Here is a 23,403-nt window from a genome sequence, read left to right on the forward strand (position 1 = left end):
CACAGTGGATGGGTGTGTACATAATGTTATCTGTACACACCGAACCCTGTGGGAGCGGGCTTGCTCGCGAATGCAATCTGCCATTCAGCGCATTTTTCAGCCCTGCCAAGCCACCGGATTCACCAGATTCACCGGCTTCTCCCCAGCCAAAGCCGCCAGCAGATTGTCCACCGCACACCGCGCCATCGCCTCCCGCGTCTCATGCGTCGCCGAACCCATGTGCGGGGTTGCCACCACATTGTTCAACTGCAACAACGGCGAATCATGATTCAGCGGTTCACGCTCGAACACATCTAGCCCCGCTGCGCGAATCCGCTGATGGCGCAACGCGTCGATCATTGCCGCTTCATCCACCACTTTGCCGCGCGAGATATTGATGAAGATGCTCTCGGGGCGCATCAACGCAAATTGCTCGGCGCCGATCAGGCCTTCGGTTTGCGCAGTCAGCGGCAGGGTCAGGCAGATGAAATCGGCCTCTTGCAGCAGCGCTTCCAGGCTGCGGTACTGCGCCGCAAAACGCGTCTCGACTGCCGGTTTGCGCGACTGGCTGTGATAGAGCACCGGCATGCCAAAACCAAAATGCCCGCGCTGCGCGAGCGCTTCGCCGATGCGGCCCATGCCGATGATGCCCAGGGTTTTGCCATGCACATCGGTGCCGAAATGCGCCGGGCCGATGTTGCGATGCCACTGGCCGCTGCGCACCATGTTCGCCAGCTCGACCACGCGCCGGGCGGTGGCGAGGATCAGGGCGAAACCGGTGTCGGCGGTGGTTTCGGTGAGCACGTCCGGGGTGTTGCTCAGGAGGATCTTGCGCCGGGTCAGGTAGTCGATGTCGTAGTTGTCGACACCCACTGAGACACTGGCGATGGCCTCAAGCTGCGGCGCCAGATCGAGCAGCGCGGCGTCGAGTTTCAGGCTGGCGCCGAGCAAACCGTGGGCGCCGGGCAGGGCGTCGCGTAGCTTCATCAGGCCGTCGGCGTCGAGGCTTTCGATCAGCGTTACTTCACACTGTTGCTGCAGACGCGTCATCAGCGCTGGCGACAGTTTCTTGTACAGCACGACTTGCTTTTTCATGGGCAAAAATCTCTTCAGGAATGCGCCGGCACGGGACGCGTGACTACGGCTTTGGCCACGACACGATCACTGGCGCCAGGCTTGAGAAAAATCGTCAGCACCACCGACAGCAGCAACGCGCCACTCATCAGCAGGTACGAGGCACCGGGCGAACCGGTGGAGCTGTTCAGGTAGCCGACCAGGTACGAGCCGCCGAACGAACCCAGCGCGCCCATGCTGTTGATCAGCGCCATGGCACCGCCGGCGACGTTGGCCGGCAGGATCTCCGGAACGATGGCGAAGAACGGCCCGTAAGGTGCGTACATGCAGGCACCGGCGATCACCAGCAGTGTGTACGACCACCAGAAATGTTCCGCGCCCAAGGCGTAGGAACCGTAGAACGCAATGGAGGCGATCAGCAGTGGCGGCCAGACGAAGCGTTTGCGCTTCTGCAGTTTGTCCGAGCCCCACGACACCGCGAGCATGCCGATCACCGCCGCCAGATACGGCAGCGCCGACAGCCAGCCGGCCTCGATCATGTCCATTTGCGCGCCGGCCTTGAGGATCGACGGCAACCACAGCACAAAGCCGTAGACGCCGATGCTCCAGCAGAAAAACTGCAGCGCCAGAATGATCACCTTCGGCGAGCGGAACGCTTCGGCGTAGTTCTTCACCGCTTTGATCCCGACCTGTTCGGCGGCAAGGGCGCTTTCCAGGTCGCGCTTTTCCTGTTCGCTCAGCCACTTGGCCTGAGCAGGACGATCATCGGCCAGCTTCCACCAGATAAACGCCCAGATCACCGCCGGCAAACCTTCGATGATGAACATCCAGCGCCAGCTGAAGTGCTGCACCAGATAGCCCGAAACCACCGACATCCACAGCATCGTTACCGGGTTGCCGAGGATCAGAAAGGTGTTGGCCCGCGAGCGTTCGGCGCGAGTGAACCAGTGGCACAGGTAGACCAGCATCGCGGGCATCACGGCCGCTTCGACCACGCCGAGCATGAAGCGGATCACGATCAGCCAGTAGGCGTTCGACACCACGCCGGTCAGGGTGGCGAGGCCGCCCCAGAAAATCAGGCTGAAGAAGATCAGCTTTTTCACGCTGTGCTTTTGCGCGTAGATCGCTCCCGGTACCTGGAAGAAAAAGTAACCGAGGAAGAACAGCGCCCCAAGCAATGACGACAGGCCCGGGGTGATCATCAGGTCGGCAGCCATGCCGGAGGCGGCGGCAAAGCCGTAGTTGGCGCGGTCGAGATACGCCAGGCTGTAGGTGATGAACACGATCGGCATGATGTACCACCAGCGGCGGGCGGCGAGGGTTGCGGTTTTCATGGTGTTGCTCCTGAGCTTGTTGTTTTTGTCGCAGCAGGTTCAATTAATCGGTTGTCTGAGCGGGCCTCATCGCGAGCAGGCTCACTCCTACAAGGGTTATATGTTTGCCGCTGCAGCTGTGACTGGCGGAGATCCAATGTAGGAGTGAGCCTGCTCGCGATCAGCGGCCTCGAATTCAGCGACGAGCTCAGACCGGGTCGGCAAACCCTCCATATCCCCGCGACTCTGCACCGCCCGACTGCCAATCCAGTTCGCGCGTTGCACCGCCTCGGCAAAACTCTGATGCTCCAGCAGGGCACTGATCATGCCAACCGCAAAGCCATCACCCGCACCCACGGTGTCGACCACGTTGGCCACCGGCACCCCGGCGACAAAACCCTGATCCAGATGCGTGCGGTAATAGGCACCTTGCGGCCCAAGCTTGATCGCCACGGCTTCGGCGCCCTGATCGAGATAAAACGCCGCGATGTCCGCCGGGTCTTCGAAGCCGGTCAGCAAGCGACCTTCGCTCAAGCCCGGCAAGACCCAATGGGCGAGGGCGGCGAGGCGGTTGATCTCGCGGATCATCTCTTGCTCGGTGGCCCACAGGCTCGGGCGCAGATTGGGGTCGAACGACACGCTGCGCCCGGCATGACGCATGCGTGTCATCAGCTCGAACGACATTTCCCGGGCGCTCGCTGACAGCGCCGGTGGAATCCCGGTGGCGTGCAGGTGGCGGGCACTGAGCAAAGTGTCGCTGATCGACTGCACGGACAGATGACTGGCCGCCGAGCCACGGCGGAAATACTCGACCTGCGGATCGCTGCCGTCGTCGTTACGCGACTTGAACTGGAAACCGGTCGGGTGCTGGTGATCGACCGCGACTTGACTGCAATCCAGACCTTCCTTGATCAAGGTCTCGACCACGAAACGTCCGAGGGAATCGGCGCCGACCCGGCTCAGCCACGCCACATTGAAACCCAGCCGCGACAGGCCGATCGCCACATTGCTGTCGGCGCCGGCAATGCGTTTGTGAAAATGCTCGACTGCAGCCAGATCACCGGTCTGCTCGGCGACCAGCATCGCCATGGTTTCGCCAAACGACAGAATATCAATGTCAGACATGGGCAGGCTCCAGGCGCGATTGGCCAAGGCGGGCGAGGGCGGCGACGTGTTCCGTGGTCAACGCCACCAGATCATCGCCCTGCAACGGGTATTCGGCGGCGCGCATAACGCCTTGGGCCATGTGCCGCAGCAGTTGTTCCCACAAATGCAGGTCGCTGACGGCGGGCGGCACGGCGACCAGTTTGCCGTCGGCGCGGCGGGCCACGGCTTTGCAGTGCACGTAGCCGACGTGGCGTCCGAGCAGACGTGCGGCGTTGGCGGCGGACTGGTCTTGCCACTGCCAGTTGCCGATGTCGAAGGTCATCTTGATCGGCAAATCATGCTGCTCCACCGCCGCGAAAAAACGCTGGAACGGCTCGATGCGGCCGCCCTGCAAGGTCTGGTCGTTTTCCACCAGCAACTGCACCGGGCTGTTGCCCAGCAGTTGTTTCAGCACTTGCAGATCACAGTTGTCGGTGAAGTAACCGAGCGAGACTTTCAGCCATTTCGAGCCGAATGCCTCTGCGTGTTGCAGGGCGTTGATCAGCTCGGGATTGGGCCGCGCCTGACCGGCGAGCCACAGTTCGCTCGGCGACGAATAGATGCTTTGCAGTCCCTGCGCCCGAGTGGCAGCTTGCAGTTGCTCGGGCACTTCGCGGGTCAGCAGCTCTTCGCGCCACTCGATGCGATCAGCGCCGGCGGCAGCCAGCACATCGATGAAGAAGTCTTGCCCGCGTTGGCGCACAAGCTCGGCGCCGTAGCTGGACAGACTGATGGAAACGGCAGGTTTATTCATTGTTATCTACCTCTGAAACCGGTTTCATTTTTGTTCAAAAAAATCTGATTGATCTTCGTCGGGCGTTCGGGCGCCATCGCGAGCAGGCTCACTCCTACATTTGGAATGCGCTCCCCCTGTAGGAGTGAGCCTGCTCGCGATGGCGCCATAACAGTCACCGCAAAGATCCTCGGGTAGACCCGCGCTCAATCAGCACCGGCGCAAAATCCACTCTGCGCGCTATCTCGACATCCCCCCGCAAACGCTTGAGCAAACACTCAAACGCCCGCGCGCCAATCTCGGCTGTGGGCTGGGCGAGGGCGGTAATTCCGCTGCCGACCAACGGGTACCAATCCAGATCATCCAGGGCAATCAGCCCGACATCCTCGAACAATCGGCAACCGATTTCGCGCAAGGCCAGGGTGCAGGCCAACGCTGCCACGCCATTGGCGCAGAACAGCGCTTTCGGCCCATTCGCCGGTTGTTTCAAAAAGTGCTGAAGTTGAGTGGCGAGTTCTGCGCCGGTTTCCAGCACCGCCCCGGTCAACCCGGAGCGCTGGGCGATCTGCGTCTGAAAACTGCTGACCCGCTCGATCCGCGAACTGGTGCCGTCATAAGGCTCAGTCACCAGCAACACATCGCGATAGCCGCGCTGTTCCAGGTGCTTCAGGGCCATCTCAACAGCTTGCGGATTGTTCAGCCCGACCATGTCGCTGTCGAGGCCATCGACCTTGCGGTCCACCAGCACCAGGGGCATTTCCCGGTGCAACTCGTGGAGTTCGTCACGGTGATGGCCTAGGGTGTTCACGATCAGCCCCTCGATGTTGTACGAGCGCAACAGCGCCAGATGCTGGCGCTCCTGCTCGTCGTCGCGGTCGGTGTTGCACACCACCAGGCTGTAGCCGTGCGCACGGCAGGCGGTTTCCACCCCGTGCATCACGGCAATCGAATAAGGGTTGCGGATATCGGCCACCAGCATGCCGATCAGGCGCGTGCGCCCGCGTTTCAGACCACGGGCCATCTGGTTCGGGCGATAACCCAGCTCACTGATCGCCTGCTCGATACGCAAGGCGATGGCATCGGAGAGCAGGGCGCGGTCGTCGCCGATGAAGCGCGAGACGCTGGCCTTGGATACGCCGGCGCGTTCGGCAACATCAAGCATGGTCACGCGGCTGCGCTGGGCGGCGGAGAAGTCGTTCACGGTCTGAAACCTATTATTGGATTTATTCGTTTCATGCGCCGCGATGGCGCTGAAACCGGTTTCAGGAAACACCAGAAGCTGACACTCCGTCAAGTGAATGCGCGTGGTACTTCAACTTGGCGCCGACGGGCGGTGCTCAGCGTTATTGAAGTATCTGCGCAATGCTCAGCCAAACAGGCCGGCAGCAATATTGATCGAAAAGCCCAGAATCGCGGTGTTGAACACAAAACCGATCAATGATTGCGCCAGGACGATCTTGCGAATGTCGCGGGTAGCCACGCCGACATCGGCAGTCTGCACCGCCACGCCGATGGTGAAGGAGAAATACAGGAAGTCCCAGTAATTGGGCGTGGTCAGACCTTCGGCAAAACGCAAGGCCGGTTCCTTGCCGTCCCAGGTGTAAAACAGGCGCGCGTAGTGCACACAGAAGATCACCCCGATCACCAGCCACGAACCTACCACGGTGACGGCGGTGAACGCGTAATGCAGAAGTTTGCGATGGGTATCCAGATCCTTGGTGCCGGCCAGTTCCAGGGTGATGGCGGCCAAGCTGGCCAACGCTGCGATACACACCACGAACAGCACCAGTCCGGCGTTTTCGTCCTCGACGACGGCGATGCGTTTGACGTCCGGTGCCTTGGCTCGGGTGGCGAGCCAGAACATCAGGATCAGGTAAGTCCAGACGCCGGCGTTCCAGCCGATGAGGATTTTGCTGACGACGGAGTCGGCAGGGACCAGCAGGCCGGTGGCAAGGCCGACCAAAGCGGCGGCGGACAGGCGAGGGTGGGTACGGGCGAGAAAGCGCATGGGGACTCGATGGGCCAGGATGTTTTTACACCTTAGCCCAGCGACGTCTCGGATGACCACTGACATGACTGCTCGAATGACCTTGTGGGAGCGGGCTTGCTCGCGAAAGCGGTGTGTCAGCTACATGAATACTGACTGACACGACGCCTTCGCGAGCAAGCCCGCTCCCACAGGGTTCAGTGGTGTTTGGTAAAGCGTTGTACGAGCTTCATCACTACCACAAAGAACAACGGCACGAAGATCACCGCCAGCGTTGCCGTGATCATCCCGCCGATCACTCCGGTGCCGATAGCTTGCTGGCTCGCCGAACTGGCGCCAGTGGCGATGGCCAACGGCACCACGCCGAGGATGAACGCCAGCGAAGTCATGACGATCGGGCGCAGACGCAGGCGCGCGGCTTGCAACGTCGCGTCGATCAGGTCGTGACCTTCGTCGTACAGGCTCTTGGCGAACTCGATGATCAGGATCGCGTTTTTCGCCGACAGACCAATGATGGTAATCAGCCCGACCTTGAAGAACACATCGTTGGGCATGCCGCGCAAGGTCACCGCCAGTACTGCGCCGAGCACACCCAGCGGCACCACCAGCAGCACCGAAGTCGGAATCGACCAGCTCTCGTACAACGCCGCCAGGCACAGGAACACGATCAGCAACGACAGACCGAGCAGGATCGGCGCCTGACTGCCGGACAACCGTTCCTGCAACGACAGCCCGGTCCACTCCTGACCCAGACCTTTCGGCCCCTGAGCGACCAAGCGTTCAATCTCCGCCATCGCTTCACCGGTACTGTGCCCCGGCGACGGTTCGCCGGAAATCGCAATCGCCGGATAACCGTTATAACGGGTCAGTTGCGCCGGGCCTTGCGTCCATTTCGCCTGAACGAACGCCGACAGCGGCACCATGTGCCCGGTGTTATTGCGCACATGCATTTTCAACAAATCATCAACCTGACTGCGCTGATCGCCTTCGGCCTGGACCACCACCCGCTGCATGCGTCCCTGATTGGGGAAATCATTGATGTAGGAGGAACCCACGGCGGTGGACAACACGCTGCCGATGTCGGCGAACGACACGCCCAATGCATTGGCCTGTTTGCGGTCCACTTCCAGCTGTACCTGCGGTGCTTCGGCCAGCGCGCTTTCGCGCACGTTCATCAGCACCGGGCTTTTTTCTGCGGCGGCGAGCAATTCGGAGCGCGCCTGCATCAATGTCGCGTGACCGAGACCGCCGCGATCCTGCAGACGGAATTCGAAGCCGCTCGACGTGCCGAGGCCGTCAACCGGCGGCGGCAACACCGCGAACGCGATGGCATCCTTGATCTGGCTCAGGGCGATATTGGCGCGATCGGCAATCGACGTAGCCGAATCGTCGCTGCCGCGCTCCGACCAGTCCTTGAGGGTGGTAAACGCCAGCGCCGCATTCTGCCCGCTGCCGGAGAAGCTGAAGCCGAGAATCACCGTGCTGTCGCCAACCCCCGGTTCACTGGCGTTGTGCGCTTCGATCTGCTCGACCACCTGCACCGTACGGTTTTTGCTCGCACCCGGCGGCAACTGAATGTCGGTGATGGTGTAACCCTGATCCTCAACCGGCAGGAACGAGGAGGGCAGACGCGCAAAGCACAACCCCATGCCGATCAGCAGCACGCCGTAGATCAGCAGATAACGCCCGCTGCGCTTCAGCGCGTAACCGACCCAGCCTTGATAACGATCGGTCAGTTGCTCGAAGCGGCGGTTGAACCAGCCGAAGAATCCGCTTTTCTCGTGGTGCTCGCCCTTGGCAATTGGCTTGAGCAGCGTGGCGCACAGTGCAGGCGTCAGCGTCAGGGCCAGAAACGCCGAGAACAGGATCGAGGTCGCCATCGACAGCGAGAACTGCCGGTAAATCACCCCCACCGAGCCCTGCATGAACGCCATCGGGATGAACACCGCCACCAGCACCAGGGTAATACCGATGATCGCCCCGGTAATCTGCTTCATCGCCTTGCGCGTCGCTTCTTTCGGCGACAGGCCTTCAGTGGCCATGATGCGCTCGACGTTCTCCACCACGACGATGGCGTCGTCCACCAGAATGCCGATCGCCAGCACCATGCCGAACATGGTCAGCACGTTGATCGAGAAACCCAGCGCGAGCATGGTGGCGAAGGTGCCCATCAGGGCCACCGGCACCACCAGCGTCGGGATCAGCGTGTATCGGATGTTCTGCAGGAACAGGAACATCACCGCAAACACCAGCAGCATCGCTTCGCCCAAGGTGTAAACCACTTTGGTGATCGAGACTTTGACGAACGGCGAGGTGTCGTACGGAATCTTGTATTCGACGCCGGCCGGGAAGTAGCGCGACAGTTCGTCCATCTTCGCCCGGATCAATGTGGCGGTCGCCAGCGCATTGGCCCCAGGCGCCAACTGCACGCCGACGGCGGTGGACGGCTTGCCGTTCAGGCGCGTGCCGAACTGGTATTCCTGACTGCCGACTTCGACCCGCGCCACATCGCCGATGCGCACGGTGGAGCCGTCGGCATTGGCCTTGAGCACGATGTCGGCGAACTCTTCCGGCGTCGACAACTGCCCCTTGACCAGAATGGTCGCGGTGATTTCCTGCGAGGACGGATTGGGCAAGTCGCCAATGCTACCCGCCGACACCTGGGCGTTCTGCGCGACGATGGCGGCGTTGACATCGGCCGGGGTCAGGTTGAAACCGATCAGCTTCTGCGGATCGATCCAGATCCGCATCGCGCGTTCGGCGCCATACAGCTGAGCCTTGCCGACACCGTCGATGCGTTTGATCTCGTTCATCACGTTGCGCGCCAGGTAATCACTGAGCGCCACGTCATCGAGCTTGCCGTCGCTGGAGGTCAGGGTGATCAGCAAAAGGAAGCCGGCAGAGACTTTCTCCACCTGCAGGCCTTGCTGATTGACTGCCTGCGGCAGGCGCGACTCGACCACTTTGAGGCGGTTCTGCACATCCACCTGCGCCAGCTCCGGGTTAGTGCCCGGCTGGAAGGTGGCCTTGATCGTCGCGCTGCCGAGGCTGCTCTGCGATTCGAAGTACAGCAGGTGATCGGCGCCGTTGAGCTCTTCTTCGATCAGGCTGACCACGCTTTCATCGACGGTCTGCGCCGAGGCGCCAGGGTACACCGCGTAGATTTCGATCTGTGGCGGCGCGACATCGGGGTACTGCGCCACCGGCAATTGCGGAATGGCCAGCGCACCGGCCAACAGGATGAACAGGGCGACAACCCAGGCGAACACCGGGCGATCGATAAAGAACTGCGGCATATGAAAGCGTCCTGCTTACTGACCAGAGGTCTGGGCAAGTGGAAGAGGGGTGTCGTCGATCTGCACTTTTTCGCCTGGACGGGCGTGCTGCAGGCCTTCGATGACAATGCGGTCGCCGGGCTTGAGGCCGCCGGTGACGATCCAGCGGTCGTTCTGCACCGCGCCCAGTTGCACCGGCTGCTGGGCGACGCGCATCTGCTCGTCGACGGTCAGCACCTGGGCGATACCCGCGCTGTCACGCTGCACCGCACGTTGCGGCACGGTGATGCCGTTCTGTACGGTGGCTTGTTGCAGACGTACACGGATGAAGCTGCCCGGCAGCAGGTCGAGATCGGGATTGGGGAACTCGCTGCGCAGAATGATCTGGCCGGTGCCCGGATCGACGCTGATGTCGCTGAACAGCAATTTGCCCGGCAACGGATAGAGGCTGCCGTCATCCTGAATCAGCGTGGCCTTGACCTGATCCTGACCGACTGCCTGCAACTGCCCGGAACGGAACGCGCGACGCAGTTCGTTGAGTTCACGGGTCGACTGAGTAAGGTCGGCGTAGATCGGGTTGAGCTGCTGAATCAGCGCCAGCGGCGTGGTTTCGTTCTGCCCGACCAGCGCACCTTCAGTGACCAATGCACGGCCGACCCGCCCGGAAATCGGCGCGGTGACGGTGGCGTAGCCGAGGTTCAGCTTCGCGCGTTCCACTGCAGCTTTATTGGCCGCCACATCGGCGGCGGTTTGCCGAGCATTGGCGCGGGCGTTGTCGTAATCCTGAGCGCTGATGGCCTTGTCGTCGATCAACTGCGCGTAGCGTTGTTCCTGCAGCCTGGCCTGGAAGGCATTGGCCTCGGCCTTGCGCAACGCGGCTTCGGCGCTATCGAGATCAGCCTTGAACGGTGCCGGGTCGATGCGAAACAGCACGTCGCCCTTTTTCACGTCGCTGCCTTCACGGAAGGTCCGTTGCAGTACCACGCCGGCCACTCGGGCACGCACTTCAGCGATGCGCGGGGCGGCGATACGCCCGCTCAGTTCGCTGCTGATCGACAGGGGGCGGGCCTCGATGGTCTCGATGCGCACGGTAGCTGGCGGCGCTTCTTCTTCGGCCTTCGAGGACGAATCACAGGCGCTCAGCAACAGCGCAGCGGCGATCAGGCCGAGCCCGGCCAGAAGATTTTTTGACATGTACCACCCCCAATATTGAAGCCCGCATCCTAAGGCCAGACGCCGAGGGTAGCGGTGAAGCTTTGTAGGCGCTGTGTGAAATTGTGTAAGGGTTTTACTCAGGGACGGGCGAGGGCGTATATCCTTTACGCCTTGAAATTTATTGCGACAGATAAACCGTCATCGCGAGCAGGCTCACTCCTACATTGGAACTGTGCCAGACACGAACCATGTAGGAGTGAGCCTGCTCGCGATGAGGCCCAAACAGTCGCCACTGCACTTTCCTGGAACACCCCATGCCCAACATCCTCCTGGTCGAAGACGACACCGCCCTCGCCGAACTGATTTCCAGCTACCTGGAGCGCAACGGCTATTCCGTCAGCGTGATTGGCCGTGGTGACCACGTGCGCGAGCGGGCACGGATCAATCCGCCGGATCTGGTGATCCTCGACCTGATGCTGCCGGGCCTCGACGGCCTGCAGGTCTGCCGCTTGCTGCGCGCCGATTCGGCAACCCTGCCGATCCTGATGCTGACCGCCCGCGACGACAGTCACGATCAGGTGCTGGGCCTGGAAATGGGCGCCGACGATTACGTCACCAAACCCTGCGAGCCACGGGTTTTGCTGGCCCGGGTGCGTACTTTGCTGCGGCGCAGCAGCCTCGGTGAACCGATGACGGTCAATGACCGGATTGTGATGGGCAATCTCTGCATCGACTTGTCCGAGCGCACCGTGACCTGGCGCGAGCAACCGGTGGAACTGTCCAGCGGCGAATACAATTTGCTGGTGGTGCTGGCCCGGCATGCCGGGGAAGTGCTGAGCCGCGACCAGATCCTGCAACGCCTGCGCGGCATCGAGTTCAACGGCACCGACCGCTCGGTGGACGTGGCGATTTCCAAGCTGCGGCGCAAGTTCGACGACCACGCCGGCGAGGCGCGCAAGATCAAGACGGTATGGGGCAAGGGTTACCTGTTCAGCCGCTCCGAGTGGGAATGCTGAGCTGATGTTCAGAATCCTGTTTCGCCTGTATCTGGTGACGATCGTCTCCTACAGCGCGGCGATCTATCTGGTGCCGGATCTGGTGATCATGGCGTTCCGCGAGCGCTTCATCACCTACAACCTCGACTATTCGCGCGGCCTGCAATCGCTGATCACCCGGCAGTTCCACGCGGTGCCGCAGGACCAGTGGCCGGCACTGGCGCAGTCGATGGACAAAGACTTCCAGCCGCTGCACATCGCTCTGGCGCGCATCGACGACGCCGGTTTCACCGCCCCCGAGCAGGCGCGTTTGCGCCGTGGGGAAAACGTGGTGCGCATTGGCGATTGGGGATGGCGCACCTTGGCGGTCACGCCGCTGAACGAAGACGTCGCCGTGCAAATGGTGGTACCGCCGGATCCGCTGGACGTCAATCTGTTGTACTGGAGTATCAACGTGCTGATCGGCGCGAGCATGCTCGCCTGCCTGCTGCTGTGGATTCGCCCGCACTGGCGCGATCTGGAGCGCCTCAAGGGCGCCGCCGAACGCTTCGGCAAGGGCCACCTGAACGAGCGCACGCAGATCCCCGCCAGTTCCAACATCGGCAGCCTGGCCAACGTGTTCGACACCATGGCCGGCGACATCGAAAATCTGCTCAACCAGCAGCGCGACCTGCTGAATGCGGTGTCCCACGAATTGCGCACGCCGCTGACCCGTCTGGACTTCGGTCTGGCCCTGGCGCTGTCCGATGATTTGCCGGCGACCAGTCGCGAACGCCTGCAAGGACTGGTCGCACACATTCGGGAACTGGATGAGTTGGTGCTGGAATTGCTGTCTTACAGCCGCCTGCAGAACCCGGCGCAGTTGCCGGAACAGGTCGAAGTTTCGCTGGATGAGTTCATCGACAGCATTCTGGGCAGTGTCGATGAAGAACTGGACTCGCCGGACATCGTCATCGATGTGCTGCTGCACGGTCAGCTCGAACGTTTCACGCTGGATCCGCGCCTGACCGCCCGAGCGATCCAGAACCTGCTGCGCAATGCCATGCGCTATTGCGAAAAACGCATTCAGATTGGCGTGCAGGTCAGCCCCGATGGTTGCGAGATCTGGGTCGACGACGATGGCATTGGCATCCCGGATGATGAGCGTGAGCGGATTTTCGAACCGTTTTATCGACTTGATCGCAGTCGTGATCGGGCTACCGGCGGCTTTGGTCTGGGCCTGGCCATCAGCCGTCGGGCGCTGGAGGCGCAGGGCGGGACCTTGACGGTTGAAAGTTCGCCGCTGGGTGGGGCGCGGTTCAGGTTGTGGTTGCCTGACATGACTTGACCCGAAACCCGTGGGAGCGGGCTTGCTCGCGAAGGCGGAGTGTCAGTCGACATAAATTAATCTGACACACCGCTTTCGCGAGCAAGCCCGCTCCCACAGGGGGTTTGTGTTGGTCAGATCAGTTGGTTCGACTGAATCAAGCCAACCCCGGCCGTCTGCATCCGCTCCATCGCCGCTGCCAGTGACCCATCCCTGTCAATGGCACGACAGGCATCCAGCACCACGAACGCGTTGAACCCCGCCGCCCGTGCATCCAGCGCAGAAAACATCACGCAGAAATCCAACGCCAGACCGACCATGTACACCGTGTCGATACCGCGCTCCTTCAGATAACCGGCCAGACCGGTGGTGGTGCGCCGGTCCGCTTCGAGAAACGCCGAATAGCTGTCGATGTCCGGATTACAGCCCTTGCGGATGATCAGTTGCGCGTGCGGCAGGTTCAGCTCGGGGTGAAACTCGGCGCCGGCAGTGCCTTGCACACAATGCTCCGGCCAGAGTACCTGCTCGCCGTAGGGCAACTGAATTACCTCGTAAGGCTGGTGTCCGGGGTGGCTTGAGGCAAAGGACGCGTGGCCGCTCGGGTGCCAGTCCTGGGCAATCACCACCTGTTTGAACAGGCCACCGAGGCGATTGATCAGCGGCACGATCTGATCGCCTTCGGGCACGGCCAACTGGCCGCCGGGGATGAAGTCGTTCTGCACGTCAATGACCAGCAGGGCGGTGCGGGGTGAAATCTGCATCGGGGCTTCCTCCTTGGATAATCACCCGCTCAGCATAGTGGAGCGGCACTCACGCGCCCAGCTTGTCGACCAGGTGTTTTGCCAGGTCTTCCAGCGCCGGCGCCGGGTTGTGCCCGATCAACATCCACGCATGCTCACCTTCGGTCCAGTACACCACGTTCATTTCGTGGCGCCGTTCGTGCGCCAAAGGCTGGCTGCCACTGTTGGAGCGAGTCACGCACAAGGCCAGCGGCCCGTGTTTCGCATCGAGATAGGTCAGTTGCGCAATCGGCACACCGTCGTACTCGAGCATTTGTGCACGCTTGAGTTCGGCGCCCGGCAACTTCACCAGTGCCGGCGACAGACTCAGCCCCAAGCGTGCATCTACCGCACGCAGTTGCGATCGCTGGCTGGCTTCGTCACTGGGCAGGTGATCGAGGGTTTGCGGCACATACAGTGCCATGTAGTCGCCCACCAGGGCGCGCCAGTTATGCGTTTGCTGCGTTTGCCAGGCGAGAAACAGGCGATCGGCCAACACGCCGCCCGCCAGCAGACTCGCGGCGACCGCACCGATGAACCAGCGTCGGCTCAGGCCTGGCTGCTGAGGGGCGGGGATGGCATCGAGGCGCGCCTGCAAACGTTCCAGCGGTGCCTGTTGCGCCAGTTCGTCATAGGCATCCTTGTACGGCAGGCTGCTGCGTTCGAACCATTGCACGCGCAGGCTGAGCAACGGGTCGTCGGCAATCGCGCCGTCGAGTTGGGCGCGATACGCGGGGTCCAGCTCGTCGTCGAGGTAGGCCACCAGTTGTTCGTCGGAGGGCTTGTTCATGGGTGGTCACCTCCGGTGGTTTTCGGCACGGCTTGCAGGGGCGGGTATTCAGCCAGTTTCAGGCGCGCGGTGGCCAGACGGCTCATCACGGTACCGATCGGCACTTGCAGGATCTCGGCGACTTCACGGTAGGACAGGCCTTCGACATAAGCCAGATACACGGTTTCGCGCTGGGTTTCCGGCAACGCATCGACCCGGCGAATCACTTGCGCCGCCATCACATGAGTCTGCGCGGCGTATTCGCCATCGAAGGCCAGTTGCGCGTCGGCATCGACCTGACCAGCGCCCTGACGCACCCGGCGGGCGCGCACTTCGTTGAGCCAGATTGAATGCAGGATGCTCAGCAGCCAGCGATCCATGCGCGTGCCGGCCACATATTGGCCGACACGTTCCAGCGCCCGCACACACGTGGCCTGCACCAGATCCTCGGCCACGTGACGATTGCGCGACAGCAGCAGGCCGTAGCGCCACAGCCGCGCCAGATGCTGTCCGAGTTCCGCTCTGAATGCCTGATCGCTGACGATGATGGCGTTCCTTTATCTATGTCAGGTTTTCGATGAATCGTTGATGGCTTCAGCCAGGTCCTGGTATTCCTCGCAGGCGGTGCCGCAAATCGATTTGATCTGCTGCAATTGCTCCTGCGCCAGGTCGACGCGGCCTTTGATCACATAGGCTTCGCCGAGGTATTCACGCACTTGCGCGTACTGCGGATCGAGTTTCACCGATTGCAGGTAATAGCCGATGCCTTCATCGGTACGCCCCAGTTTTCGCGTGGCGTAACCGCGATAGTTGAGGGCTTTGGCGGTGTTCGGTTGTTGCAGGGTGTCGAGCAGGGCCAGGGCCTCTTCGTAGCGACCGTCCTTGGCCAATCGGTAGGCATAGTCGGTGCGGTCGGCATCCCGTACGGCGCTGCTGGTCTGCAGCACACATTTCTGTGATTTGCTGTCCCAGACCTGGCCTTTGGGGCAGTTGGGCTTCTGCACGGGCGCGCTTTCATCACCGTTGGCAAACGCCATCGATGCGGACAACACGGTGACCATCAGCAACGGGGCGGCGAACATAACGGAACGGATAGTCATGGGCAAGGCTCCACAGAGGGTTATGTTTCACTTTGAACACCACAGCCCGGCATTTTATTCATTGCTTTGTCAGGCTCTGTTCAAGGTACGCGCAAATCGCGGCGTTATGCTCGGCTACGCCCGCCGTCCATCCAGCGCTTTGCCATGCCCCGGCGCTGACACACGAGGAACTGCCATGAAAGATCAGGTCCATCACTCCGCTGCTGCCGGCTACAAGACTGCCGCTGACACCTACATCAAGGGCCGCCCGGACTACCCGCCGCAGGTCAGTCAGTGGCTGACCCAGACGTTGGGTCTGGACAGTCACAAGACCGTCATCGATCTGGGCGCCGGCACCGGCAAGTTCACCGGACGGCTGGCGGCCACCGACGCGCAGGTGATCGCCGTGGAACCGGTGGCGCAGATGCTGGAAAAACTTTCCGCTGCCTGGCCGCAGGTGTTGGCGGTTAGCGGCACCGCGACCGATCTGCCATTGCCTGACGCGTCGGTGGATGCAGTGGTCTGCGCGCAGGCGTTCCATTGGTTCGCCACCCCGGAAGCCCTGACGGAAATCGCCCGCGTGCTCAAGCCTGGCGGCAAGCTTGGGTTGATCTGGAACCTGCGCGATACGCAAGTCAGCTGGGTGCCGAAACTCGACGCGATCGTGAATGCGCTGGAGGGGGACACGCCGCGTTACTACACCGGCCAATGGCGTCAGGCGTTTCCGCATCCGGCGTTCGGGCCGTTGCAGTTGCAGCAGTTTCATCATGGGCACACCGGCTCGCCCGAGGACGTGATCTTCAATCGGGTGCGCTCCACCAGTTTCATTGCGGCCTTGCCGCAGGCGCAGCGCGACAAGGTTGATGAGCAGATTCGCGCGTTGATTGCCTCGGAGCCGGCGTTGCGTGGGCGGCATGTGCTGACGGTGCCTTATGAGACGGCGGCTTATGTGGCAGTGAAGGTTAGTTAGATCGGCGGTGAGCCTATCGCGGGCAAGCCACGCTCCCACAGGTCTTGGGTGGATCACAACGTCTGTGATCAAACCTGACCCTGTGGGAGCGGGCTTGCTCGCGAAGAGGCCAGCCCTGACACCCCATTTCTCGAAGCAGTCCCGCATTTGGCCGAACCGCCATTGTCATGCCTTGTTATAGTTCGGGCCTCATTTTCTGCCCGGTAAAGGATCACTGCCATGACTCAATACACCGCCTTCAGCGTCGAACTGGCCGACAACATCGCGCATGTGCGGATCAATCGTCCGGAAAAGATCAACTCGATGAATGCTGCGTTCTGGAGCGAGATCGTCGAGATTTTCCAGTGGATCGATGACACCGATGAAGTGCGGGTGGTGGTGCTGAGCGGCAACGGCAAACACTTTTCCTCCGGCATCGACCTGATGATGCTCGCCGGCGTCGCCAACGAACTGGGCAAGGACGTCGGCCGTAACGCGCGCCTGCTGCGGCGCAAGATTCTCACCCTGCAAGCCTCGTTCAACGCCGTCGACAACTGCCGCAAACCAGTGCTGGCGGCGATTCAAGGCTATTGCCTCGGTGGCGCCATTGACCTGATAGCCGCCTGCGACATGCGCTACGCTGCCGAAGACGCGCAATTCTCGATCAAGGAAATCGATATCGGCATGGCCGCCGATGTTGGCACTTTGCAACGGTTGCCACGGATCATCGGGGACGGCATGCTGCGTGAACTGGCTTACACCGGCCGCACCTTCGGCGCTGAAGAAGCGCGCAGCATCGGCTTGGTCAATCGCGTGTATGGCGACAAAGAGCTGCTGCTCGACGGCGTCATGGACATTGCCCGTGACATCGCCAGCAAATCGCCAATTGCGGTCACCGGCACCAAGGAAATGATCAGCTACATGCGCGATCATCGCATCGACGACGGCCTCGAATACGTTGCCACCTGGAACGCCGCCATGTTGCAATCCACCGACTTGCGCGTGGCCATGGCCGCCCATATGAGTAAACAGAAACCCGAATTTCTGGATTGAGAAACCATGACAGCTCGCTGGACCACTGCAGTACTGGACACCGATCAACCCGGCGGCTGGGCCGTGGCGCGCAGTCCCGAAGGCTTTCTGTTCGATGACAACGGCGCACTGTTCCCCCGGGAATGGCTCAAGCGCCAGGACTTGTCGGTCCTCACTGAACACGGCATCGGCCACCTCGATGGCGAGCCGGTGTATCTGCTGGAGCTGCGCAGTTCCAGCGAGGTGCCGGGCTGCAACTGGAAAGGCCTGCGGGCGTTCATGCTCGATGGCGATCACACGATCTACAAAGTGCTGGGCTATGCCGCGCAGATCGGCACCTGGGCGCGTGAACATCGCTTTTGCGGCAACTGTGGGCAGGCGATGACGCAGGTGCCGCGCGAGCGAGCGATGTATTGCCGGCCGTGCGACTTGCGCAGTTATCCGCGCATTTCGCCGAGCATGATCGTGCTGATCACCCGCGGCGACGAGATCCTGCTGGCGCGCTCACCGCGTTTCGTCACCGGGGTCTACAGCACGCTGGCCGGGTTCGCCGAGCCGGGCGAGTCGGCGGAGGATTGCCTGATTCGCGAAGTACGCGAGGAAGTCAGCATCGAAGTGAAGAACATCCAGTACATGGGCAGCCAGTGCTGGCCGTTCCCGCATTCGATGATGCTCGGTTTCCATGCCGAATATGCCGGGGGCGAGATCATCTGCCAGGAAGACGAGATTGAAGACGCCCAATGGTTCAACGTGCACGATCTGCCGCCGTTGCCGGCGTCAAAATCGATTGCCCGTTATCTGATCGACGTCTACGTGGCCCGCCGCTTAGGCCACGCTGAACCAGTGTTGCCAGGCTAGGCGCACGGTCAAACCCAATACCACGGTGATGAACACCGGACGAATGAACTTGGCGCCGCCGCTGATCGCGGTGCGCGCCCCGAAGAACGCGCCGACCATCACCGACAGGCCCATGCTCAGGCCGATGATCCAGTCCACTTGCCCGGAAAACACGAACACCGACAGCGCCGCGATGTTGCTGACGAAGTTCATGCTGCGCGCCACACCGCTGGCCTTGACCAGGTCGATCGGGTAGAGCAGCAGGCTGCTGACCGTCCAGAACGCACCCGTGCCAGGGCCGGCCACGCCGTCGTAGAAACCGAGGCTGAAGCCTTGGGTCGATTGCCATTTCTTCTTGATCGGCGCGTCGCTGTCCAGCGGCGCTTTGGGCGTGCCGCCGAACAACAGATACAGGCCACAGGCGAAGACGATCACCGGCAGCATCTTGTTCAGCCATTCCGCCGGCAGGTAGTGCGCGACGATGGCACCGGTGAGCGCACCGACCAGGGTGCCGACGATCGCGTGCATCCACTGCCGGGGGTGGAACAGTTTGCGTCGGTAGAAGGTGAAACTGGCGGTGGCCGAGCCGAACGTCGAACTCAGTTTGTTGGTGCCCAGCACCAGGTGCGGCGGCAGGCCGGCAGTGAGCAGCGCCGGGGTGGTCAACAGACCGCCGCCGCCGGCAATGGCGTCGATGAAACCGGCAATGAAAGCGACAAGGGCCAGAACGGCCAGGGTGGTGAGGTCAACGCTGAGTTCGAAAGGCATGGAATCGGCTTATTCGGCAGGGCGCAGAAGGGCTGCGGGGAAGGCGGTCATGTTACCTGTATCCAACTGTTGCGGCGACCCGTAAAGCTTCATCGCGAGCAGGCTCACTCCTACATTTGAAATGCGTTCCCCCTGTAGGAGTGAGCCTGCTCGCGATGGGGTCAGCCCTTTCAACTCAAAACCCAACTGTTGCCCACCCAACACCTCGACAACAAATCACCCTCCAACAATGCAACTCCATCAGCCTCAAGCCCAATAAAACCGGGCGGCTGAACCCTGGCACGCTTGCTGCTCTGTCCCATTGACCTTCCCAATGTCCGAGGACACGCCAATGAGCAAGCAAGCCGTGAAATTCGCCTACTGGGTGCCGAACGTCAGTGGCGGCCTGGTGGTCAGCAAGATCGAGCAGCGCACCGACTGGGGCATCGACTACAACCGCAAACTCGCGCAACTCGCCGAAGCGGCCGGGTTCGAGTACGCCTTGACGCAGATCCGCTTTACCGCCGGTTACGGCGCCGAGTTCCAGCATGAGTCGGTGGCGTTCAGTCATGCGCTGCTGGCGGCTACCACCAGGCTCAAAGTCATCGCGGCGATTCTGCCGGGGCCATGGCAGCCGGCGCTGGCAGCCAAGCAACTGGCGACCATCGATCAACTCACCAACGGCCGGATTGCGGTGAACATCGTCAGCGGTTGGTTCAAGGGCGAATTCCAGGCCATCGGCGAACATTGGCTGGAACACGACGAGCGCTATCGGCGCTCGGAGGAATTCATTCGTTCGTTGCGCGGGATCTGGAGCCAGGACAACTTCAGCTTTCGCGGCGATTTCTACCGCTTCGACAATTACAGCCTCAAACCGAAACCGCTGGGCCGCCCGGAAATCTTCCAGGGCGGCAGTTCCCGTGCGGCACGAGACATGGCGGCGCGAGTTTCGGACTGGTATTTCACCAACGGCAACAGTGTCGAAGGGATCAAGGCGCAGGTCGATGACATCCGGGCCAAAGCGGCGGCCAACAAGCATTCGGTGAAGATCGGCGTCAACGCCTTTGTCATCGCTCGCGACACTGAAGAAGAAGCGCGCGCGGTACTGGTGCAGATCATCGAACAGGCTGACCCGGACGCGGTGAACGCGTTTGGCGATGCGGCGAAACAGGCGGGCAGGGCGTCGCCGGAAGGTGAGGGCAACTGGGCGAAATCGACGTTCGAGGATCTGGTGCAGTACAACGACGGCTTCAAGACCAACCTGATCGGCACGCCACAGCAGATTGCCGAGCGGATTGTGGCGCTGAAAGCGGTGGGGGTGGATCTGGTGTTGGCGGGGTTTCTGCACTTTCAGGAGGAGGTGGAGTATTTCGGCAAGCGGGTGTTGCCGTTGGTGCGAGAGTTGGAGGCTGAAAGGACTGCCGCAGTAGCCTGAACACCACAAAACCCTGTAGGAGTGAGCCTGCTCGCGATTGCGTATGAACAGTCAATATTCAGGCTGACTGACACACCGCTATCGCGAGCAGGCTCACTCCTACAATTGGAACTATGTGAACTTAGAGGCCCAGGTCGGAAAGCCCCGGATGATCATCCGGACGCCGACCCAGCGGCCAATGGAACTTGCGCTCGCTTTCCTTGATCGGCATGTCGTTGATGCAGGCATAACGCTGGAACATCAGCCCGTGCTCATCGAACTCCCAGTTTTCGTTGCCGTAGGAGCGGAACCAGTTGCCCGAATCGTCGCGCCATTCATAGGCGTAGCGCACGGCAATCCGCGTGTCCGAATAGGCCCAGAGTTCCTTGATCAGGCGGTAATCGAGTTCCTTGGCCCATTTGCGGGTCAGGAAGGCCTTCGCTTCTTCGCGGTTGTTGGCGAACTCGGCGCGGTTGCGCCATTTCGTATCCAGGGTGTAGGCCAGCGACACCTTCTCGGGATCGCGGGAATTCCAGCCATCTTCGGCCAGACGTACTTTTTCTATAGCCGATTCACGGTTGAACGGCGGTAAAGGCGGACGCACTTGGGCAGCAGTCGACATTTTCAGTCTCCCGATCTAATTAACGATTAAACAACGGTTGAGGCTTATTTAAGGCGTTACAGGTCCAATAACTTACGCGCCATGCATTGCGCATTATCAGCGGCACTGTGATCACCCATCACAAGCGCTACGGTAATGGCGCCGTCAATCAGGATCAGCAATTGTCTGGCCAGACGTTGCGGATCTTCGACGCCATGTTCGGTACACAGCTCGCACAGGTAGTCGAGCAGCTTCTGTTTGTGGTCTTTGGCGACCTGGCGCACCGGGTCTTCGGGATCGCCGGTTTCGCCACTGGTATTGATGAAGGCGCAGCCACGGAAACCTTCCGAAGCGAACCAGCTTTTGAGCACGGTAAACAGGTTGAGCAGGCGGTCGGCCGGGGTTTCGGCCTGATCGACAGCACTTCTATACCAATGCATCCAGCGCACGTCGCGGCGTTGCAGGGCGGCTACGGTCAGCTCCTCCTTGTTGGCGAAGTAGCGGTAGATGCTTTTTCTGGAGACGCCGGCGGTTTTCACCAGAAGATCCATGCCGGTGGCCGCGATGCCACTTTTGTAGATCAACTTTTCGGTGACATCCAGAATGATGTCGCGGGTCGAGGTATCAGTGATTTCGTTCATGCGGCTAACAGTAGAACGATCGTTCTCCTTGGTCAAGCAGTTATTTTTGTGTCTGCCATACCGCTTTCGCGAGCAGGCTCGCTCCCACATTTGAAATGCGATCCATTGTGGGAGCGAGCCTGCTCGCGAAGGGGGCATTACAGACAGTAACAAGACCCGAACCGGTTGATGGTGTAAGCTCTCGGGTTCTTCGGATTCGACCCATTGCGAGCCCTATGCCGTTGCTTTTCAAACGCTCTTTGCTGCCCAAACTGCGCAGCTTTCCGCTGACTGCCGAGGCCGTGACCATTCTGTCCGGCGCCGCCGAGTTCCGTCGTTGCCTGCTGGAGAAAATCGCTGAGGCGACCCGGCGCATCTACATCGTTGCGCTGTATCTGCAGCACGACGAGGCCGGTCAGGAAATCCTCGATGCCTTGCACGCCGCCAAGCTCAAGCGCCCGGAGCTGGAGATCGTCGTGGTGGTTGACTGGCTGCGCGCCCAGCGCGGGTTGATCGGTGCCGGCAAACAGCCGGGCAACTCGGCGTGGTACCAGGAAATGACCCGCACTCATCAGAGTGAAGTGCCGGTCTACGGCGTGCCGGTGCAGACCCGCGAACTGTTCGGCGTCCTGCATCTGAAAGGCTTCGTGATCGACGATTACGTGGTTTACAGCGGTGCGAGCCTGAACAACGTCTACCTGCACAAGTTCGACAAGTACCGTTTCGACCGCTACCACGTGCTGCACAGCCGCGAACTGGCGGATTCAATGCATCACCTGGTCAAGCACGGCCTGATCGAATCCAAGGCTGTGCATCGCCTCGACCTGCCGAACCTGCCGACTACCCGCAGCTTGCGCAACGACATTGGCGACCTGCGCAGCCGTCTCAAATATGCGGCGTACGACACCAGCGCCGGCAGCACCGCGCATACCGGCCTGTCGGTAAGTCCGCTGCTGGGCGTGGGCAAGAACAACCCGTTGAACCGGGTGATTGTCGAGCTGATCGCCAGTGCGCAACAGCAGCTGACCATCTGCACGCCGTACTTCAACCTGCCGCTGCCGATCATCCGCGAGGTCAACCGTGCGCTGGCCCGTGGGGTGAAGATCGACATCGTGGTCGGCGACAAGACGGCCAACGATTTCTACATTCCGCCGAGCGAGCCGTTCAAGGTGATTGCGGCGCTGCCGTATCTGTACGAAATCAGCCTGCGGCGTTTTGCCAAGCGGCATCAGCGCAACATCGACAGCGGCCAGTTGAACCTGCATCTGTGGCGTGACGGCGACAACAGCTATCACCTCAAGGGCATGTGGGTCGACCAGCGCTATACGCTGCTGACCGGCAACAACCTCAATCCACGGGCGTTCCGCCTCGACCTGGAAAACGCGCTGTTGATCGATGATCCGCAAGGCGAGTGGCTTGAGCCACGGGCGAAGGAGCAGCAAGAGATCTTCCGCAACACCACGCGGATTGCCAGCTTCCAGAACCTGGAAACCTTGCCGGAGTACCCGGCGGGGGTGGCGAAGTTTCTCAAGCGCGTGAGTCGGGTGCGGATCGAGCGGTTGCTCTACCGGATTTTGTAAACTTTCAGATTATTCGGTGCGGTTAAAACCGCT

General features: G+C 61.2%; 21 protein-coding genes and 1 pseudogene. 7 read left to right on the forward strand and 15 right to left on the reverse strand.

All coding sequences use genetic code 11. From position 1 onward, the window contains the following. Positions 1 to 96: 96 nt before the first annotated feature. From V3W27_RS19065 to V3W27_RS19100, 8 genes and pseudogenes are all read right to left on the reverse strand, one after another. Entirely contained in the window at positions 97 to 1,074 is a 978-nt protein-coding gene (locus V3W27_RS19065; protein ID WP_330207275.1) for a 2-hydroxyacid dehydrogenase, read from the reverse strand. Positions 1,075 to 1,095: 21 nt separating this feature from the next. After that, positions 1,096 to 2,387, reverse strand: a pseudogene (locus V3W27_RS19070) (MFS transporter); the annotation flags it as partial. A gap of 96 nt (positions 2,388 to 2,483) precedes the next feature. Beyond that, complete coding sequence (locus V3W27_RS19075; RefSeq protein ID WP_330207277.1) at positions 2,484 to 3,491, reverse strand: sugar kinase; 1,008 nt, start codon at positions 3,489 to 3,491, stop codon at positions 2,484 to 2,486. Further along, complete coding sequence (locus V3W27_RS19080; protein WP_097089680.1) at positions 3,484 to 4,266, reverse strand: sugar phosphate isomerase/epimerase family protein; 783 nt, start codon at positions 4,264 to 4,266, stop codon at positions 3,484 to 3,486. The genes V3W27_RS19075 and V3W27_RS19080 overlap by 8 nt, the downstream gene beginning before the upstream one ends. 154 nt (positions 4,267 to 4,420) lie before the next feature. Then, positions 4,421 to 5,446 carry a LacI family DNA-binding transcriptional regulator gene (locus tag V3W27_RS19085; protein ID WP_330207278.1) on the reverse strand — a complete coding sequence of 342 codons (1,026 nt, stop codon included), beginning with the start codon at positions 5,444 to 5,446 and terminating at the stop codon, positions 4,421 to 4,423. A 165-nt stretch (positions 5,447 to 5,611) separates the two neighbouring features. Beyond that, positions 5,612 to 6,253 carry a DUF1345 domain-containing protein gene (locus V3W27_RS19090; RefSeq protein ID WP_330207279.1) on the reverse strand — a complete coding sequence of 214 codons (642 nt, stop codon included), beginning with the start codon at positions 6,251 to 6,253 and terminating at the stop codon, positions 5,612 to 5,614. 176 nt (positions 6,254 to 6,429) lie between these two features. Next, on the reverse strand, positions 6,430 to 9,528 hold the full coding sequence (locus V3W27_RS19095) for an efflux RND transporter permease subunit (protein WP_330207280.1): 3,099 nt from the start codon (positions 9,526 to 9,528) through the stop codon (positions 6,430 to 6,432). A gap of 15 nt (positions 9,529 to 9,543) precedes the next feature. Then, a complete protein-coding gene (locus V3W27_RS19100; protein ID WP_096797435.1) occupies positions 9,544 to 10,701 on the reverse strand; it encodes an efflux RND transporter periplasmic adaptor subunit in 1,158 nt (385 codons plus the stop codon). Between the two features lie 275 nt (positions 10,702 to 10,976). Between V3W27_RS19100 and V3W27_RS19105 the strand changes: the two genes are divergently transcribed. Both V3W27_RS19105 and V3W27_RS19110 read left to right on the forward strand, forming a co-directional pair. After that, on the forward strand, positions 10,977 to 11,678 hold the full coding sequence (locus V3W27_RS19105; protein ID WP_003224662.1) for a response regulator transcription factor: 702 nt from the start codon (positions 10,977 to 10,979) through the stop codon (positions 11,676 to 11,678). 4 nt (positions 11,679 to 11,682) lie between these two features. Beyond that, entirely contained in the window at positions 11,683 to 12,984 is a 1,302-nt protein-coding gene (locus tag V3W27_RS19110; protein WP_330207281.1) for an ATP-binding protein, read from the forward strand. Positions 12,985 to 13,097: 113 nt separating this feature from the next. Here V3W27_RS19110 and pncA read toward each other — a convergent pair whose 3' ends face one another. The 4 genes from pncA to V3W27_RS19130 all read right to left on the reverse strand — a co-directional run bounded on the left by pncA (position 13,098) and on the right by V3W27_RS19130 (position 15,611). After that, the gene (pncA, locus tag V3W27_RS19115; RefSeq protein WP_098963969.1) at positions 13,098 to 13,724 is read right to left on the reverse strand and encodes a bifunctional nicotinamidase/pyrazinamidase; all 627 of its coding nucleotides are present in this window, start codon (positions 13,722 to 13,724) and stop codon (positions 13,098 to 13,100) included. 49 nt (positions 13,725 to 13,773) lie between these two features. Beyond that, positions 13,774 to 14,532, reverse strand: coding sequence for an anti-sigma factor family protein (locus V3W27_RS19120; RefSeq protein WP_330207282.1), 759 nt, complete (start codon positions 14,530 to 14,532; stop codon positions 13,774 to 13,776). Continuing rightward, on the reverse strand, positions 14,529 to 14,987 hold the full coding sequence (locus tag V3W27_RS19125) for a sigma-70 family RNA polymerase sigma factor (protein WP_260319956.1): 459 nt from the start codon (positions 14,985 to 14,987) through the stop codon (positions 14,529 to 14,531). Before V3W27_RS19125 ends, V3W27_RS19120 begins: the two co-directional genes overlap by 4 nt. A 90-nt stretch (positions 14,988 to 15,077) precedes the next feature. Then, positions 15,078 to 15,611, reverse strand: a complete 534-nt coding sequence (locus V3W27_RS19130; RefSeq protein ID WP_330207283.1) for a tetratricopeptide repeat protein — start codon at positions 15,609 to 15,611, stop codon at positions 15,078 to 15,080. A 175-nt stretch (positions 15,612 to 15,786) separates the two neighbouring features. On the opposite strand from V3W27_RS19130, the gene V3W27_RS19135 reads away from it, so the two are divergent. The 3 genes from V3W27_RS19135 (at position 15,787) to nudC (ending at position 18,429) form a co-directional block, all read left to right on the forward strand. Further along, on the forward strand, positions 15,787 to 16,560 hold the full coding sequence (locus tag V3W27_RS19135) for a class I SAM-dependent methyltransferase (protein ID WP_330207284.1): 774 nt from the start codon (positions 15,787 to 15,789) through the stop codon (positions 16,558 to 16,560). Positions 16,561 to 16,779: 219 nt separating this feature from the next. Continuing rightward, the gene (locus V3W27_RS19140) at positions 16,780 to 17,592 is read left to right on the forward strand and encodes a crotonase/enoyl-CoA hydratase family protein (protein ID WP_330207285.1); all 813 of its coding nucleotides are present in this window, start codon (positions 16,780 to 16,782) and stop codon (positions 17,590 to 17,592) included. A 6-nt stretch (positions 17,593 to 17,598) separates the two neighbouring features. Then, the gene (gene nudC, locus V3W27_RS19145) at positions 17,599 to 18,429 is read left to right on the forward strand and encodes an NAD(+) diphosphatase (RefSeq protein WP_330207286.1); all 831 of its coding nucleotides are present in this window, start codon (positions 17,599 to 17,601) and stop codon (positions 18,427 to 18,429) included. On the opposite strand, the gene V3W27_RS19150 is transcribed toward nudC, so the two are convergent. Further along, a complete protein-coding gene (locus V3W27_RS19150) occupies positions 18,397 to 19,176 on the reverse strand; it encodes a TSUP family transporter (protein WP_027611974.1) in 780 nt (259 codons plus the stop codon). The genes nudC and V3W27_RS19150 overlap by 33 nt on opposite strands. 331 nt (positions 19,177 to 19,507) lie before the next feature. Between V3W27_RS19150 and sfnG the strand changes: the two genes are divergently transcribed. Next, entirely contained in the window at positions 19,508 to 20,590 is a 1,083-nt protein-coding gene (sfnG, locus tag V3W27_RS19155) for a dimethylsulfone monooxygenase SfnG (protein WP_442962669.1), read from the forward strand. A 121-nt stretch (positions 20,591 to 20,711) separates the two neighbouring features. Here sfnG and V3W27_RS19160 read toward each other — a convergent pair whose 3' ends face one another. Both V3W27_RS19160 and V3W27_RS19165 read right to left on the reverse strand, forming a co-directional pair. After that, positions 20,712 to 21,191, reverse strand: coding sequence for a nuclear transport factor 2 family protein (locus V3W27_RS19160; protein WP_007963424.1), 480 nt, complete (start codon positions 21,189 to 21,191; stop codon positions 20,712 to 20,714). Between the two features lie 56 nt (positions 21,192 to 21,247). Beyond that, the gene (locus V3W27_RS19165; protein ID WP_096796073.1) at positions 21,248 to 21,811 is read right to left on the reverse strand and encodes a TetR/AcrR family transcriptional regulator; all 564 of its coding nucleotides are present in this window, start codon (positions 21,809 to 21,811) and stop codon (positions 21,248 to 21,250) included. A 215-nt stretch (positions 21,812 to 22,026) separates the two neighbouring features. Here V3W27_RS19165 and pssA point away from each other — a divergent pair, with 215 nt between their 5' ends. Next, positions 22,027 to 23,370, forward strand: coding sequence for a CDP-diacylglycerol--serine O-phosphatidyltransferase (pssA, locus tag V3W27_RS19170; RefSeq protein WP_135295766.1), 1,344 nt, complete (start codon positions 22,027 to 22,029; stop codon positions 23,368 to 23,370). Positions 23,371 to 23,403: the final 33 nt, after the last annotated feature.

This window comes from Pseudomonas sp. AM14(2022) (genome assembly GCF_036346455.1).
GTDB lineage: Bacteria > Pseudomonadota > Gammaproteobacteria > Pseudomonadales > Pseudomonadaceae > Aquipseudomonas > Aquipseudomonas putida_A.

Bases quoted from the DNA above. Each gene is read 5' to 3' on its own strand.
- V3W27_RS19065 (WP_330207275.1), bottom strand. From the start codon at position 1,074: ATGAAAAAGCAAGTCGTGCTGTACAAGAAACTGTCGCCAGCGCTGATG.
- V3W27_RS19075 (WP_330207277.1), bottom strand. From the start codon at position 3,491: ATGTCTGACATTGATATTCTGTCGTTTGGCGAAACCATGGCGATGCTG.
- V3W27_RS19080 (WP_097089680.1), bottom strand. From the start codon at position 4,266: ATGAATAAACCTGCCGTTTCCATCAGTCTGTCCAGCTACGGCGCCGAG.
- V3W27_RS19090 (WP_330207279.1), bottom strand. From the start codon at position 6,253: ATGCGCTTTCTCGCCCGTACCCACCCTCGCCTGTCCGCCGCCGCTTTG.
- V3W27_RS19095 (WP_330207280.1), bottom strand. From the start codon at position 9,528: ATGCCGCAGTTCTTTATCGATCGCCCGGTGTTCGCCTGGGTTGTCGCC.
- V3W27_RS19100 (WP_096797435.1), bottom strand. From the start codon at position 10,701: ATGTCAAAAAATCTTCTGGCCGGGCTCGGCCTGATCGCCGCTGCGCTG.
- V3W27_RS19105 (WP_003224662.1), top strand. From the start codon at position 10,977: ATGCCCAACATCCTCCTGGTCGAAGACGACACCGCCCTCGCCGAACTG.
- V3W27_RS19110 (WP_330207281.1), top strand. From the start codon at position 11,683: ATGTTCAGAATCCTGTTTCGCCTGTATCTGGTGACGATCGTCTCCTAC.
- pncA (WP_098963969.1), bottom strand. From the start codon at position 13,724: ATGCAGATTTCACCCCGCACCGCCCTGCTGGTCATTGACGTGCAGAAC.
- V3W27_RS19120 (WP_330207282.1), bottom strand. From the start codon at position 14,532: ATGAACAAGCCCTCCGACGAACAACTGGTGGCCTACCTCGACGACGAG.
- V3W27_RS19130 (WP_330207283.1), bottom strand. From the start codon at position 15,611: ATGACTATCCGTTCCGTTATGTTCGCCGCCCCGTTGCTGATGGTCACC.
- V3W27_RS19135 (WP_330207284.1), top strand. From the start codon at position 15,787: ATGAAAGATCAGGTCCATCACTCCGCTGCTGCCGGCTACAAGACTGCC.
- V3W27_RS19140 (WP_330207285.1), top strand. From the start codon at position 16,780: ATGACTCAATACACCGCCTTCAGCGTCGAACTGGCCGACAACATCGCG.
- nudC (WP_330207286.1), top strand. From the start codon at position 17,599: ATGACAGCTCGCTGGACCACTGCAGTACTGGACACCGATCAACCCGGC.
- V3W27_RS19150 (WP_027611974.1), bottom strand. From the start codon at position 19,176: ATGCCTTTCGAACTCAGCGTTGACCTCACCACCCTGGCCGTTCTGGCC.
- sfnG (WP_442962669.1), top strand. From the start codon at position 19,508: ATGAGCAAGCAAGCCGTGAAATTCGCCTACTGGGTGCCGAACGTCAGT.
- V3W27_RS19160 (WP_007963424.1), bottom strand. From the start codon at position 21,191: ATGTCGACTGCTGCCCAAGTGCGTCCGCCTTTACCGCCGTTCAACCGT.
- V3W27_RS19165 (WP_096796073.1), bottom strand. From the start codon at position 21,811: ATGAACGAAATCACTGATACCTCGACCCGCGACATCATTCTGGATGTC.
- pssA (WP_135295766.1), top strand. From the start codon at position 22,027: ATGCCGTTGCTTTTCAAACGCTCTTTGCTGCCCAAACTGCGCAGCTTT.